This is a genomic window from Candidatus Streptomyces philanthi, from assembly GCF_059553635.1.
Genome location: NZ_JCANQV010000037.1, coordinates 1 through 14479, shown reverse-complemented (window position 1 = coordinate 14479; position 14479 = coordinate 1). Strand labels below are relative to the sequence as shown.

At 73.8% G+C, this 14479-nt stretch carries 12 protein-coding genes; 3 read left to right on the top strand and 9 right to left on the bottom strand.

The genetic code is table 11. The features are described from left to right. Positions 1-12: 12 nt before the first annotated feature. Positions 13-2469 carry an excinuclease ABC subunit UvrA gene (gene uvrA / locus AC51EU_RS07295; protein ID WP_496265850.1) on the top strand — a complete coding sequence of 819 codons (2457 nt, stop codon included), beginning with the start codon at positions 13-15 and terminating at the stop codon, positions 2467-2469. A gap of 202 nt (positions 2470-2671) precedes the next feature. Next, entirely contained in the window at positions 2672-3139 is a 468-nt protein-coding gene (locus tag AC51EU_RS07290) for a hypothetical protein (protein WP_496265849.1), read from the top strand. A 52-nt stretch (positions 3140-3191) separates the two neighbouring features. Here AC51EU_RS07290 and AC51EU_RS07285 read toward each other — a convergent pair whose 3' ends face one another. From AC51EU_RS07285 to AC51EU_RS07270, 4 genes are all read right to left on the bottom strand, one after another. Continuing rightward, positions 3192-4640, bottom strand: a complete 1449-nt coding sequence (locus tag AC51EU_RS07285; protein ID WP_496265848.1) for an amino acid permease — start codon at positions 4638-4640, stop codon at positions 3192-3194. 151 nt (positions 4641-4791) lie between these two features. Continuing rightward, positions 4792-5007, bottom strand: a complete 216-nt coding sequence (locus AC51EU_RS07280) for a dodecin (RefSeq protein ID WP_496265847.1) — start codon at positions 5005-5007, stop codon at positions 4792-4794. 140 nt (positions 5008-5147) lie between these two features. Further along, complete coding sequence (locus tag AC51EU_RS07275) at positions 5148-5609, bottom strand: universal stress protein (RefSeq protein ID WP_496265846.1); 462 nt, start codon at positions 5607-5609, stop codon at positions 5148-5150. 79 nt (positions 5610-5688) lie between these two features. Continuing rightward, entirely contained in the window at positions 5689-6390 is a 702-nt protein-coding gene (locus AC51EU_RS07270; protein ID WP_496265845.1) for a PAS domain-containing protein, read from the bottom strand. 128 nt (positions 6391-6518) lie between these two features. Between AC51EU_RS07270 and AC51EU_RS07265 the strand changes: the two genes are divergently transcribed. After that, positions 6519-9683 carry a cytochrome P450 gene (locus AC51EU_RS07265; protein ID WP_496265844.1) on the top strand — a complete coding sequence of 1055 codons (3165 nt, stop codon included), beginning with the start codon at positions 6519-6521 and terminating at the stop codon, positions 9681-9683. Between the two features lie 73 nt (positions 9684-9756). On the opposite strand, the gene AC51EU_RS07260 is transcribed toward AC51EU_RS07265, so the two are convergent. The 5 genes from AC51EU_RS07260 to egtB all read right to left on the bottom strand — a co-directional run bounded on the left by AC51EU_RS07260 (position 9757) and on the right by egtB (position 14438). Beyond that, entirely contained in the window at positions 9757-10308 is a 552-nt protein-coding gene (locus tag AC51EU_RS07260; RefSeq protein ID WP_496265843.1) for a DUF2165 domain-containing protein, read from the bottom strand. Continuing rightward, positions 10305-11225, bottom strand: a complete 921-nt coding sequence (locus AC51EU_RS07255; RefSeq protein ID WP_496265842.1) for a phosphatidylinositol-specific phospholipase C — start codon at positions 11223-11225, stop codon at positions 10305-10307. The genes AC51EU_RS07260 and AC51EU_RS07255 overlap by 4 nt, the downstream gene beginning before the upstream one ends. A 147-nt stretch (positions 11226-11372) precedes the next feature. Continuing rightward, the gene (gene egtD, locus AC51EU_RS07250) at positions 11373-12335 is read right to left on the bottom strand and encodes an L-histidine N(alpha)-methyltransferase (protein WP_496265841.1); all 963 of its coding nucleotides are present in this window, start codon (positions 12333-12335) and stop codon (positions 11373-11375) included. Continuing rightward, positions 12332-13087 carry an ergothioneine biosynthesis protein EgtC gene (gene egtC / locus AC51EU_RS07245; protein ID WP_496265840.1) on the bottom strand — a complete coding sequence of 252 codons (756 nt, stop codon included), beginning with the start codon at positions 13085-13087 and terminating at the stop codon, positions 12332-12334. The genes egtD and egtC overlap by 4 nt, the downstream gene beginning before the upstream one ends. Positions 13088-13109: 22 nt before the next feature. Beyond that, entirely contained in the window at positions 13110-14438 is a 1329-nt protein-coding gene (egtB, locus tag AC51EU_RS07240) for an ergothioneine biosynthesis protein EgtB (protein WP_496265839.1), read from the bottom strand. Positions 14439-14479 lie beyond the last annotated feature (41 nt).

The window sequence follows — 14479 nt, the reverse complement described above, 5'->3', positions numbered from 1 at the left end:
GATCATGGGGGGATGACCGATTCGTACGTACGGGTGCGCGGCGCCCGTGAGCACAACCTCCGCGGCGTCGACGTGGACATCCCGAGGGACGCGCTGGTCGCGTTCACCGGGGTGTCCGGGTCCGGCAAATCGTCACTGGCCTTCGGCACCCTGTACGCCGAGGCGCAGCGCCGCTACTTCGAGTCGGTCGCCCCCTACGCCCGCCGGCTGATCCACCAGGTCGGCGCCCCCAAGGTCGAGGACATCACCGGGCTGCCGCCCGCCGTCGCCCTGGAACAGCGGCGCTCCGCGCCCACCTCCCGCTCCTCCGTCGGCACCGTCACCACCCTCTCCAACACCCTGCGCATGCTGTTCTCCCGCGCCGGGGACTACCCGCCGGGCGCACCGCGGCTCGACTCCGACGCCTTCTCGCCCAACACCGCGGCCGGCGCCTGCCCCGAGTGCCACGGTCTGGGCCGTGTCCACCGCGTCACCGAGGACTCCCTCGTCCCGGACCCGTCCCTGTCGATCCGGGACGGCGCGGTGGCCGCCTGGCCGGGAGCCTGGCAGGGCAAGAACCTCCGCGACATCCTCGCCGCCCTCGGCCACGACATCGACCGGCCCTGGCGCGAGCTGCCGAAGGAGACCCGCGACTGGATCCTGTTCACCGACGAACAGCCCGTCGTCACCGTCCACCCCGTCCGCGAGGCCGGCCGCATCCAGCGCCCCTACAAGGGCCAGTACATGAGCGCCCGCCGCTATGTCCTGCACACCTTCGCCGACTCCAGGAGCGAGACCCTGCGCGCCCGCGTCCGAGGCTTCCTGGTCGCCGAACCCTGCCCGGCGTGCCAGGGCCGCCGGCTGCGGCCCGAGGCGCTGGCCGTCACCTTCGCCGGACACGACATCGCCGCCCTCGCCGGAATGCCGCTCGGCGCCCTGGCCGCGCTGCTGCGGCCCGCAGCCGAGGGGCCGGACGAGGAGGTGGCGGCCGCCCTCGCCCGCGACCTGGTCGCCCGGATCGGTGTCCTCACCGAACTCGGCCTCGGATACCTCGCCATGGACCGGCCCGCGCCCACCCTCTCCGCCGGGGAACTCCAGCGGCTGCGCCTGGCCACCCAGCTCCGCTCCGGTCTCTTCGGCGTCGTCTACGTCCTGGACGAGCCCTCCGCCGGGCTCCACCCGGCCGACACCGAGGCCCTGCTCACCGTGCTGGGCCGGCTCAAGGAGGCAGGCAACACCCTGTTCGTCGTCGAGCACGACATGGACGTGGTGCGGCGCGCCGACTGGATCGTGGACGTGGGCCCGAGGGCGGGGGAGCACGGCGGACGGGTGCTGCACAGCGGCCCGGTCGCCGCCCTCGCCCGCGTCCCCGAATCCGCCACCCGCCGCTTCCTCTTCGCCACCGAACCCCCGGCCGCGCGGACGCCCCGGACGCCCGTCGGAGAGGTGTCCCTGCGCGGGATCACCCTGCACAATCTGCGTGGCCTGGACGCGGTCTTCCCGCTCGGTGTCTTCACCGCCGTCACCGGGGTCTCGGGGTCGGGCAAGTCGACCCTGGTCAGCCGGGTCCTCGCGGACGCCGTCCGCGAACGGCTCGGCGGCGGGGCGGAGCCGGCCGGTGCCCCGGAGGCGGGGGAGGCGGACACCGGGACGACGGAGCGGGCCCGCCTCGCCGCGGCGCACGGGCTGGAGGCGGTGGACCGGCTGGTGCGGGTCGACCAGAAGCCGATCGGTCGCACGCCGCGCTCCAACCTCGCCACCTACACCGGTCTCTTCGACGCGGTGCGCAAGCTGTTCGCCGCCACCGACGAGGCGCGCGCCCTCGGCTACACCGCCGGACGGTTCTCGTTCAACGTCGCCTCCGGGCGCTGCGAGACCTGCCAGGGAGAGGGCTTCGTCGCCGTCGAACTCCTCTTCCTGCCCGGGACGTACGCGCCCTGCACCGCCTGCCACGGCTCCCGCTACCACCCCGACACCCTGCGGATCACCCACCGCGGGCGCTCCATCGCGGACGTCCTCGCGATGACCGTCGACGAGGCCGCCGTCTTCCTCGCCGACGTACCGGCCGCGGCCCGCAGCCTGCGCGCGCTCCGGGACGTCGGGCTGGGCTATCTGCGGCTCGGGCAGCCCGCGACCGAGCTGTCCGGCGGGGAGGCCCAGCGCATCAAGCTCGCCACCGAACTCCAGCGCACCCGGCGCGGCCACACCCTCTATCTGCTCGACGAGCCCACCACCGGGCTGCACCCGGCCGACACCGAGGTGCTGCTGCGGCAGTTGCACGGTCTGGTCGACGCCGGGCACACCGTCGTGGTCGTCGAGCACGACATGGACGTGGTGGCCGGGGCCGACCATGTGATCGACCTGGGGCCGGGCGGGGGCGCGGACGGCGGGCGGATCGTGGCGGCGGGGACCCCCGCCGAGGTCGCGGCGGCGCGGGGGAGCCGTACCGCGCCCTATCTGGCCCGACGCGGGAACACCGGGGAAATCTGACGTATACACGTCAAAAATCTTGGGCGTGCGCCTTCCCCTCTGTGCCGCGTCGTGTCTCAATGGGCGGCGCTCAGGTTGCTGACCATTCGTCAGTTCCCGTGGTCGGCACGGAGCCGAACGGAACCCCGTGGCGCACCGGCCCCCGCACGAGACCCCGACCACCGGTGCGCCACGGACCTTCCCCTCACAAAGGCGGTAGTCCATGAGACACGGCAGGCTCGGCATCGGCACGGCCCTCGGCGTCGCGCTGGCCGCGGCGGGCAGCCTCGCGCTGGCCCCCGCGGCGGGCGCGGTGAACCCGCGGAGCGCCACCCTCGCGTTCGACTGCGGCGCCTACGGCTCGGGCACGGCGAACCTCACCGCGAGCCAGAGCGGCACCAGCGCCACCATCACCCTCTCGACCTCGGCCATCACCGCTCCCCTCGACGTCGGCGCCAACTCCGTCACGTCCACCCTCACCCTCACCAAGAACGGCTCCGGCAGCACGACGTTCACCGGCTCCTCCAACCCCGCCATCCCGGCGGGCAGCGCCGTCTCCACCGGCCCCCTCAAGGGCACCGTCGCCTCGGGCGACAGCCTGGCGGCCACTTCGCTCAAGGTCGTGGTGTTCGGTATCACCGCCACCTGCAAGGCCACCTCGGCACAGAGCCCCGGCCCGTTCGTCTTCTGACGGCCGGTGGCGGCCCGCCGGGCACGGCGCCCGGCGGGCCGCCACTACGGGCTCAGGCCCCGCCGTCCCCGTCCCCGGCCGCCCGCGCCCGCTCCGCCTTGCCCACCTCGGACCGGCGGTAGGAGTAGCCGAAGTAGACGACCAGACCGACCAGGAACCACACCACGAACCGCACCCAGGTCTCCCACTCCAGGAACGTGACCAGCCAGAGCGAGAACACCACACCGATCGCCGGGACCACCGGCATCCCCGGCGTACGGAACGTCCGCGGCAGGTCCGGGCGCTTGTAGCGCAGCACGATCACCGCGACGCACACCACCACGAACGCCAGCAGGATGCCGATGTTCGTCAGCTCGGCGGCCTCCCCGATCGGCAGCAGCCCGGCGATCACCGCCGAGGCGATCCCCACGATCCAGGTCACCCGCGTCGGTACGTGCCGCGTCGGATGGGTCTTGGCGAACCACTTCGGCAGCAGCCCGTCCCGGCTCATCGAGAACCACACCCGGGTCACCCCGAGCATGAACGTGAACATCACCGTGAGGATGCCGATGATCGCGCCGGCCGCGATGACGTCCGCGAGACCCGTCAGCCCCACCGCCTTGAACGCCGAGGAGAAACCGCTCTTGGGGTCGATGTCCCGGTAGTTCTGCATCCCCGTCAGCACCAGGCAGGCCAGCACGTACAGCACCATCGAGATCACCAGCGAGTAGATGATCGCCCGCGGCATGTGGCGCTGCGCGTCCCGTGACTCCTCGGCCGCCGTGCTCATCGCGTCATAACCGAAGACCGCGAAGAAGACGGTGGCCGCGCCCGTGATCGCGCCCCCGACGCCGAACGGGAAGAACGGGTGGTAGTTGCCGGTCTTGATGTGGAAGAACCCGACGCCGATCACCACCAGGACCACCAGCACCTTCAGTGCCACCACAATGGTCTCGAAGCGCGCGGCGTTCTTGATGCCCAGCGTCAGCAGATACGCGATCAGCAGGCACAGCGCCGCCGCGAACAGATCGATCCGGTGCCCCGGCCCGGTACCCGGCGCGCCCAGCATCCAGGTGGGCAGCGGGATGCCCAGCTCGCCCAGCAGGAAGTTGAAGTAGCCGGAGATGCCGATGGCGACCACCGCCACGATCGCGGTGTACTCCAGCAGCAGGTCCCAGCCGATGAACCAGCCCGCCAGCTCACCCAGCACCGCGTACCCGTAGGTGTAGGCCGACCCCGCCTTCGGGATCAGCCCGGCGAACTCCGCGTACGAGAACGCCGCCGCCGCGCTCGCCACCCCCGCGATCAGGAACGACACCAGGACCGCGGGCCCCGCCTTCCCGTTGGCGACCGTGCCCGCCAGGGTGAAGATGCCCGCGCCGATGATGCCGCCGACACCGATGGCGGTCAGCTGCCACAGCCCCAGCACCCGTGTCAGCCGCTGCTCCGCACCGCCCTCGGTCTCCTCGATGTGGTCGATCGGTTTCCGGCGCAGTACGCCGTGTCCCGCACGCAGCCCCATTGCTGATCCCTCCGAACGCACAGTCGATGTCCGCCGGCGGATCATCATGGCGTCAAGAAGCCTCCGGTGGAAGGCGACTCCCTGGTACGAGATGAGGCCGTTGCGGCCGTTGAGCCGTACCGGTTCCCGCCCGCACCCCGTGCCCCGCAGGTCAGGAGGGGTCCTCCAGCCGGAACCCGACCTTCAGCCCGACCTGGTAGTGCTCGATCTCCCCGTCGACGATGTGCCCGCGCATCTCGACCACCTCGAACCAGTCGAGGCGGCGCAGCGTCCGCGAGGCGCGCGCCACACCGTTGCGGATCGCGGTGTCCAGGCTCTCGTGGGACGTGCCGACGATCTCGGTCACCCGGTACGTGTGCTCGGTCACGGTGTCCTCCCTCGCCGGGGCGGCGCTCCGCCCGTGCCCTACCACCGTGCCCCAGGGCCGCCGGGCCCACCAGCGGAGCGGCGGGCGGCAGGTCCCTTCGTCGGACCCTGCCTGCCGGGCGTCGCGGGGCAGGAGCGGCCCTACGGCACGACGGTGACCGGCCAGCGCCCGGCCTTCACCAACCGGACCGCGACCGAGCCCATGATGCGGTGCCCCGCCGACTCCGAGGCGCCGACCACCACCGCGTCCGCCCGCAGGTCGTCCGCCATCCGCACCATGCCCGTGTAGGGGTCCCCGCGCAGGGTGTGGAACTCCCAGCGCAGGTCGTACAGCCCCGCCAGCCGCTCGGTGGCCCTGCGGATCTCGGCCATCAGCTCCTCCGCCACCTCGTCCGTGGCGTCCATCAGCGGCGCCCCCATCGCCGCGCCGGCCGGCAGCAGCGGCTGGACGTACACCAGGACGAGCTTCGCCCCCTGGCGCCGGGCAAGTCCGGCCGCGTACGCGGCGGCGCGCCAGGACGAGTCGGATCCGTCGATGCCGACGACGATGACCTTCGGGCCGTCCGTACCGCGCTCGAAGGGCGCGGGCGAGTTCTGCTCCACACCGCCGAGGCTATCCGTACACCCGTCCGGGCGACGCCCGGGGGACGGGCGGAGCACCGTCCTGCCTGCGGCGATGCCGTCAGGGCCGGTCCGGTACGACCGCCGGGGGCCAGCTTCCCGGGGCGAGCACCCCGCGGACGTACGCCATGGCGACCAGGGCGGTACGGCCCTGGACCCGCCAGCGGCGGGAGAGCCGCGTCAGGTGGTAGTTGACGCCGTCCACCGTCAGGCCCAGCGCGGAGCCGATCGACGCCGTGGTGGCGCCGCCCGCGGCGAGCGCCAGGATGCGGGCCTCCACCGGGCTGACCACCGCGGGCGGCGTCTTCGGCGGGGGCGTCTCGCGTACCCGCAGCACGGCCAGCAGCACCGGCTGCGGCGGGTCGCCGACCGGGTCGATCGTCAATTCCCCCTCCCGTACCGCCCCGTCGGTGGCGCGGCGCCACCGCACCGCCACCGGGTAGCGCGACCGGTGCCCCAGCCGCAGAGCCTCCGACAGCCGGTGCAGCTGGGCCTTGGCCAGTGGCTGGAACAGGTCCAGCAGATTGCGGCCGCGCAGCCCGCCCGGGGCGGTGCCCCACTCCTCCGCCATCGCGGGATTGGCGATCATCACCGCGCCGTCCGCCCGGCACACCGCGATCGGGGTGGGGATGCGGTCGAGGAGGGTGAGGAAGTAGTTGTGCCAGGACCGGGCGGACGGCGCCCGCGGCAGACCCGTCGCACCGCTCCCGGCGGGCCCCGCCCGCCCGCCGCTCGCCGTCCCCCCGGCGGACCCCTCGCCCATCGTGCCCCTCGCAGCTCGTGCCCCGGCCCCCGTCCGGCCCGTGCGCAAGGGCCGGCGGGGACATTTGACTGCACAATCATGCAGTCGTCGGGCGCCGGGCGGCGCACCGGGCCACGCACGCTGGAGACATGACCGACACCATCGCGCTCCCCGACGGACCACGCGCCGACGGCCACGGCATCCCGGTGGCCGACCTCTCCGCGACGGGCCTGTCCGGCACGCCCATCCAGCAGGCCATGGAACTGGCGCGGGTCCACGGCCCGGTGTTCCTGCGCCGGTTCCACGACCGCGAGACCCTGCTCGTCAGCTCACTGGACCTGGTCACCGAGATCGCCGACGAGAACCGCTTCGCCAAGGGCGTGTCGGTGGTGCTGGAGAACGTCCGGGAGTTCGCCGGGGACGGCCTGTTCACCGCGTACAACGAGGAGCCCAACTGGGCCAGGGCGCACGACCTGCTGATGCCGGCCTTCGCGCTGGGCTCGATGCGCACCTACCACCCCGCGATGCTCAAGGTCGCCCGCCGGGTGCTGGCCAGTTGGGACCGCAAGGCCGCCGAGGGCCGCGCCGCCGACGTCCCCGAGGACATGACGCGGATGACGCTGGACACCATCGGCCTCGCCGGATTCGGCTTCGACTTCGGGTCGTTCACCCGCGACACCCCGCACCCGTTCGTGGCGTCGATGGTGCGCTGCCTCGAATGGAGCATGAAGCGCTTCGCCCGCGAGCCGGGCAGCGACCACACCGCCGAGGACGCCGCGTTCCGCGCCGACTCCGCCCATCTGGCCTCCGTCGTCGACGAGGTGATCTCCGCCAGGACCGCGAGCGGGGAGCACATCGACGACGACCTGCTCGGCCTGATGCTCGCCGCCACCGACGGCGACGGCCCCGTCCTCGACCCCGCCAACATCCGCAACCAGGTCATCACCTTCCTCATCGCCGGGCACGAAACCACCTCCGGCGCCCTGTCCTTCGCCCTCTACCACCTCCTCAAGGACCCCGTCGCGCTCCGCCTCGCGCAGCGGGAGGCGGACGCGCTGTGGGGCGACGACCCGGACCCCGACCCGTCGTTCGACGACATCGCCCGGCTCCCTTTCATCCGGCAGGTGCTCAACGAGTCCCTGCGCCTGTGGCCCACCGCCGCCGCGTTCACCCGCCGGGCACGGCGCGACACCCTGCTCGGCGGCCGCTACCCGGTACGCGCCGGGCAACTGCTCACCGTGCTCACCCCGATGCTGCACCGCGACCCGTGCTGGGGCGACAACCCCGACCTGTTCGACCCCTCCCGCTTCACCCCGGAGGCCGAGGCGGCCCGCTCCCCGCACGCGTACAAGCCGTTCGGCACCGGCGAACGCGCCTGCATCGGCCGGCAGTTCGCGCTGCACGAGGCGACCATGCTGCTCGGCCTGCTGGTGCACCGCTACCGGCTGACCGACCCCACCGGCTACACCCTGCGCGTCAAGGAGACACTGACCCTCAAGCCGGACGGTTTCACCCTCGTCCCGCGGCCGCGCACCCCCGAGGACCGTGCCGCGAACCGCGCCGCGCTGGCCGTCCTCCCCGGCACCCCCACCACCGGCCCCGGCGGCGAGGAGACCGCGGACGGCCTGCCCACCCGGGCCCGCCCCGGCACCGGCCTGCTGGTGCTGCACGGCTCCAACTACGGCACCTGCCGCGCCTTCGCCGAACGCCTGGCCGGCGAGGCCGCCGACCTCGGCTTCGAGGCCACGGCCGCCCCGCTCGACGCCCACGCCGGAGGACTGCCCGACGACCGGCCCACCGTGATCGTCGCCGCCTCCTACAACGGGCAGCCCACCGACGACGCCGCCGCGTTCGTCCGCGCCCTCACCACCGCGCCCGACGGCTTCGCGACCGATGTGCCGTTCGCCGTCCTCGGCGTCGGCGACCGCAACTGGGCCGCGACCTACCAGCACGTCCCCACCCTCATCGACGAACGGCTCGCGGCCCTCGGCGGCGAACGCCTGCTGCCGCGCGCCGAGGCCGACGCCTCCGGCGATCTGGCGGGCACCGTACGGGAGTTCGCCGCCGCGCTCCGTACCGTCCTGCTGACCCGCTACGGCGATCCCGCCACCGCCGGCGCGCGCGCCACCGCCCCCGCCGCCACCGCCTACACCGTCACCGAGATCTCCGGCGGCCCCCTCGACGCGCTCGCCGCCCGCCACGACCTCGTCCCGATGACCGTCACCGAGGCGTACGACCTGACGGCGCCCGGACGGCCGCGCCCCAAGCGGTTCCTGCGGATCGCCCTGCCGGACGGTGTCGGCTACCGCACCGCCGACCATCTCGCGGTGCTCCCCGCCAACTCCCCGGCCGCCGTCGACCGCGCCGCCCGCGCCCTCGGCGCCGACCCGGACACCGTCCTGGCCCTCCACACCGGGCGGCCCGCCCGCGACGCCCTGCCCGTCGACCGCCCGCTGACGGTGCGCCAACTCCTCACCCGCCACCTGGAACTCGGCGCCCGTGCGACCCCCGCCGACCGGGCCGTGCTCGCCGCCCACCACCCCTGCCCGCCCGAACGCGCCGCGCTGGAGAACCTCCCCGACGACGACCCGCGCACCCTCGTCGACCTTGTCGAGGACCACCCGGCCCTGCGCGGCGCGCTGCCCTGGCCGGTGGTCCTGGACCTGCTGCCGCCGATGCGCCCCCGCCACTACTCCGTGTCGTCCTCGCCCGCCACCGGCCCCCGCCACGCGGACCTGATGGTCTCGCTGCTGCCCGGCGGCACCGGATCGGCCCATCTGCACGCCCTGCGGCCCGGGGACACCGTCCTCGCCCGGGTGCAGCCCTGCCGGGAGGCGTTCCGCCTCGACCCCGAGGACCCCACTCCGGTCATCATGGTCGCGGCCGGCACCGGCCTCGCGCCGTTCCGGGGCGCGGTCGCCGACCGGGTGGCCGCGGGGCAGACCGCCCCCGCCCGCCTCTACTTCGGCTGCGACGACCCCGACGCCGACTTCCTGCACGCCGGGGAGTTCGCCGCCGCCGAAGCGGCCGGAGCCGTCTCGGTGCGCCCGGTGTTCAGTGCCCGCCCCGAGCGGGGCCTGCGCTTCGTCCAGCACCGCATCGCCGCCGAGGCCGACGAGGTGGGCCGGCTGCTGGAGGACGGGGCGCGGGTGTACGTCTGCGGCGACGGCAGCCGGATGGCGCCCGGCGTCCGCGACGCGTTCCGCGCCGTGTACGCCTCCCGCACCGGCGCCTCGGAGCAGGAGTCCGAGGCATGGCTGCGCGAACTGACCGCCGCGGGCCGCTACATCGAGGACGTGTACGCGGCCGGCTGATGGGCGGAGAAGACGGAAAGCGGTGAGGGCGGGGACGGTCACCGGTCGTCCCCGCCCTCACCGCTGCGGCCGGTCAGCCGTCCCGGCCCTCCGCCGGTCCGGGCGCCGCCCCCGGCAGATGGACGACGACGAGGGCGAGCACCGCGACGGTGACGTTCCTGGTCGCCGCGTCCAGGCCGTTCCAGCTCTTGGACTGCCACATCGCGAACCACTCGCCGCCGATGGCGAGGAAACCCGCGCCGAACAGCAGCACCACCATCAGCAGCCCCACCGTGGACAGCCACCGGGCCCGTACGAACCGGCCGGTGCGCAGCCCCGCGCACCACAGCGCGGTCGCCGCGAGCAGCACCAGCGCGCCCGCCGTCTCCCACACGATGATCGCCACATAGGCCGCGTCCTGGAGCGGACGCGAGGTGACGGCCCGCCACATCAGGTCCTCGTCCCGGAACGTGGTGTCCATGGCCAGGACATGGCGGACGAACTGCTGGTTGGTGCCGAAGTCGGTGATGTTGCCGAAGGCGACCAGTGCGAGATACAGCGCCACCGTTCCGGTCAGCACGGTCGCCGCGAGCGGCAGGGCCGCGCGGCCCCGCGCACCGGCGTCGCGCGCCAAGGGCCCGCTCATGCCGCCACCGCGAGACGGAAGCGGCCGCTCGCCAGCGGAGCGTTGTGCCGGATCAGGGCCTCGGCCAGGCCGAATTCATTGGGGAAGTCCATGGGGACGATGCCCAGGCCCGTCCAGCCGCTCGCACCCGGACTCTCCAGCAGGCTCTTGACCTGCGGGTTGAGGCGGTCGGCGTTGGAGCGGGGCGGGAGCAGCGCCGCGGTGCTGACGAAGTTGACGTACAGCTTGCCGGGCTCGGCGACCGCCTTGCGGAACTGGGCCTCGATCTTCGGCCACTTCCCGAACGGCTCGGTCATATAGGCGTCCTGGATGTCGAACAGCCGCGGATCGGCGTACCGCACACCCGGCAGGTTGTCGCCGTCGGCGAGCAGGACGACCTTGCCGCGCGCCTCGCCCAGTGTGGGCAGGGTGTCCTCCAGCCGGAACAGCGACCGGTACCCCTTGTCGTCGAGGTAGACGTCGAAGATGCGGCGGAACTCCTCGGCGGAGACCTCCGAGTACTCCTGCTTGACGCGCATCAGCACCGTCTCGGACGGGTGCGCCCGCAGGAACGCCCGGCAGGCGTTGAGCACATCGCCGAACATCAGCTGCTGGTAGAAGGCGCCGTGGTGGATGGCGAAGACCCCGTCGATGGCCCGGCAGCGTACGTCGAGGAAGCGGATGCCGCTGGTGAGCTGGGCGTCGACCAGGGTGTTCTGGCAGGCGACCCAGGGGCCGCCGAACCGGGCGCCGGAGTCATGGGTGCCCGGGATCGTCAGCCGCCCGAGCGGGGTGGCGTCGCCGATGCCCGCCATCCAGTCCTGGCCGGTGAGGGTACGGGGCGCGGCCAGTGCCGTCCCGCCGCCCGCCGCCGCCAGCAGCCCGGCGGCCGACAGTCCGGCCGCCCCTCTGAGAAATCCGCGCCGGTCCAGCGCCATACCCCTGCCCCTCGTCGTCGCCGCCCGCGGCGGTCTCCCCGGCGTGTACGGGATGCGTACACGCGTTCGCGGCATGGAACCACACGTGGCGCGGGCGCGGCACCGGGCGCGTGCCGGCCCGGTGCCGCTACGGGGCGGGACGAGGGGTCAGGGACGGACGGCGAGCGAGAGGGCGAAGCGGCCCCGCTCGTCCGTCCACCAGTGGCGCAATGCGAGCCCGGCGGCGCGCAGTTCGTCCCGTATGCCGTCCTCGCGGAACTTGGCGGAGACCTCGGTGCGCAGCTCCTCGCCCGCCGCGAACGGGACCACCAGGTCGAGCGAGGGGACCTTCACGGTCAGTTCCGCGCGGGCCCGCAGCCGCATCTCGATCCACTCCCGCCGCGCGTCCCACAACGCGACATGGTCGAAGAGATCCGGATCGAAGTCGGCGCCCAGCTCGCGGTTGACCACCAGCAGGACGTTCTTGTTGAAAGCGGCGGTCACGCCCTGAGGGTCGTCGTACGCGGCGACCAGCGTCGCCTCGTCCTTGACCAGATCGGTACCGAGCAGCAGCGCGTCCCCCGGGGACAGCAGCGCGTGGACCGACCGGAGGAACGCGGCCCGCTCGGCGGGCAGCAGATTGCCGATGGTGCCGCCGAGGAACGCCAGCAGCCGGGGCCCCGGGACCGGCGGCAGGTCGATACCGTGCTCGAAGTCGGCGACGAGGGCGTGCACGGCGAGGCCGGGATGGTCCGCGAGCAGTGCCCGCCCGGCGTTCTCCAGCGCCGAAGCGCTGACGTCGACGGGCACATAGGCGCGCAGCCCCGTCAGGGCGGACAGCAGATGACGGGTCTTCTCCGACGACCCGGACCCCAGCTCGATCAGGGTGCGGGCCCCGGTGGCGGAGGCGATGACCGGGGCGCGGGCGAGCAGGATCTCCCGCTCGGCGCGGGTCGGGTAGTACGCCGGGAGCCGGGTGATCCGCTCGAACAGCTCGCTGCCGCGGGCGTCGTAGAACCACTTCGGCGGCAGCGTCTTGGGCGTGGCGGTGAGCCCCCGGGTCACATCGGCGCGCAGGGCCGCGGCGGTGGCGTCGGGGGGCAGGGTACGGGTGAGGGTGAACGGGCTCACGGTGCGGGCTCCTCAAGAGGGGTGAGACGGACGCCGGTACATGTCGCGCGCACCAGCGTGCGGTCGGGTACCTCCGTCCAGTGGGGGGAGTCGTCGTAGGGCTCGGAGGCGACGACCGTGCCGCCGCCGGGGATGGCCAGATGGAAGAGGGTGTCGCCCCAGGTGGTGCCGGTGACGGTCGTGCCGTCCGTCATCAGGAACGTCAGCCGGGAACCGGGCGCGGCGGCGGCCACCGCGGCGACCACACCCGCCAGCGCCGTCCCCGCGTCGTCGCCGAGCGCCATCCGGTGCCGTACCAGCGCCCAGCAGAACGCCGCGTCGCAGCGGGCCTCCAGACGCAGCAGATCCCCGGGCGGCAGTGTGCCGGCCAGCGCGTCCAGGGAGCCGGGCCAGCCGGTCACCGCCCCGTTGTGGCTGAACAGGTACCGGTCGGCGAGGTACGGCGCGGCCGCGGCCTCCGGGTCCGCCCCGCCCGCCGTGGCGTCGCGCACCGCCGCCAGCAGCGCGCCGGTACGGATCACCCGGGCCAGGCCGGGCAGGCACTCGTCGGCCCAGATCGGACCGGCCCGGCGGTAGCGCGCGGGCACCGGATCGCCCGGCGCGTACCAGCCGACGCCGAAACCGTCCGCGTTGACCGTGCCGTGCCGCTGGCGGCGCGGCGCCCATGACTGCCGGTACAGACCCTGCGGCGGCTCCAGCACCACCTGTCCGAAAGGGATCGCCGGACCCACATACGCGATGTGTCGGCACATCAGCGCCGGGCACCTCCCCGCCTCATGCGTCCACCGCGCAGCCGGCGTCGCGGGCGGTGCGGAACCCGGAGAAGATCTGCCGGCGGACCGGCAGGTCCCAGTTGCGGAAGGTGCCCCGGCAGACCACCGGGTCGACGGCGAACGACCCGCCGCGCAGCACCTTGTACCGGTCCCCGAAGAACACCTCCGAGTACTCCCGGTAGGGGAAGGCGGCGAACCCCGGGTACGGCAGGAAGTCGCTCGCCGTCCACTCCCACACATCACCGATCAACTGCCCCACGCCCAGCGGCGACCGGCCCTCCGGATAGCTGCCGACCAGGGCGGGCTGGAGATGCCGCTGCCCCAGGTTGGCGTGCGCGGCCGTCGGGTCCTCGTCGCCCCAGGGGTAGCGCGTCGACCGCCGGGAGTCCGGGTCGTGGCGGGCGGCCTTCTCCCACTCCGCCTCGGTCGGCAGCCGCCGCCCCGCCCAGCGCGCGTAGGCGTCGGCCTCGTACCAGCTGACGTGCAGCACCGGCTCGTCCGGCGGCACCGGCTCGGTCACCCCGAACCGGCGGCGCAGCCAGCCGGAGCCCTCACGGCGCCAGAACAGCGGCGCGCACAGCCCCTCACGGCGGACGAGGTCCCAGCCCCCGGGCGCCCACCAGCGTTCCTCGTCGTAGCCGCCGTCCTCGATGAACCGCTGATAGGCGGCGTTGCTCACCGGCGCGGTGTCGATCAGGAACGGGTGGACCATGCGGCGGTGGGCGGGCCGCTCGTTGTCGAGTGCCCACGGCTCGGTGGAGGTGCCCATGGTGAACGGGCCGCCGGGGACCAGGACCTCACAGGGCAGGATGCCGTCGGAGGTGACCGGCGGCGCCGGCGCCGCGAGGGCGGCCGGGCCCTCGCGGAGCTGGTGGGTGATGAGCATCGTCTCGTCGTGCTGCTGCTCGTGCTGGGCGATCATGCCGAACGCGAAGCCCGCGTCGAGCAGCGGCGTGCCGTGCAGCACGGTGCGCTCCAGTACGTCCAGCACCCGGCCGCGGACCTCGCTGACGTAGCCGTGCGCCTCGGCGGGGCCCAGCAGCGGCAGCGAGGGACGGTCGGCGCGCGGGTGCGCGAAGGCGTCGTAGACGGAGTCGATGTCCGGGCGCAGCGCGTCGTGCCCGCCGACGGCGCGCAGCAGCCACTGCTCCTCCTGGTTGCCGATGTGCGCCAGGTCCCACACCAGAGGGGACATCAGGGGGGAGTGCTGGGCGAGCAGATCCGGCTCCTCGACGCAGGTGGTCAGCAGCCGGGTGCGGTCGCGGGCGGTGCGCAGCGCCGTCGCGGCGCGCTCGCGCAGCGCCTCGGGGGCGGCGGGGTCACAGGTCACGGGCTTTCCTTCCCGGGAGTGGGGCCGGCCGCGGCGGCACC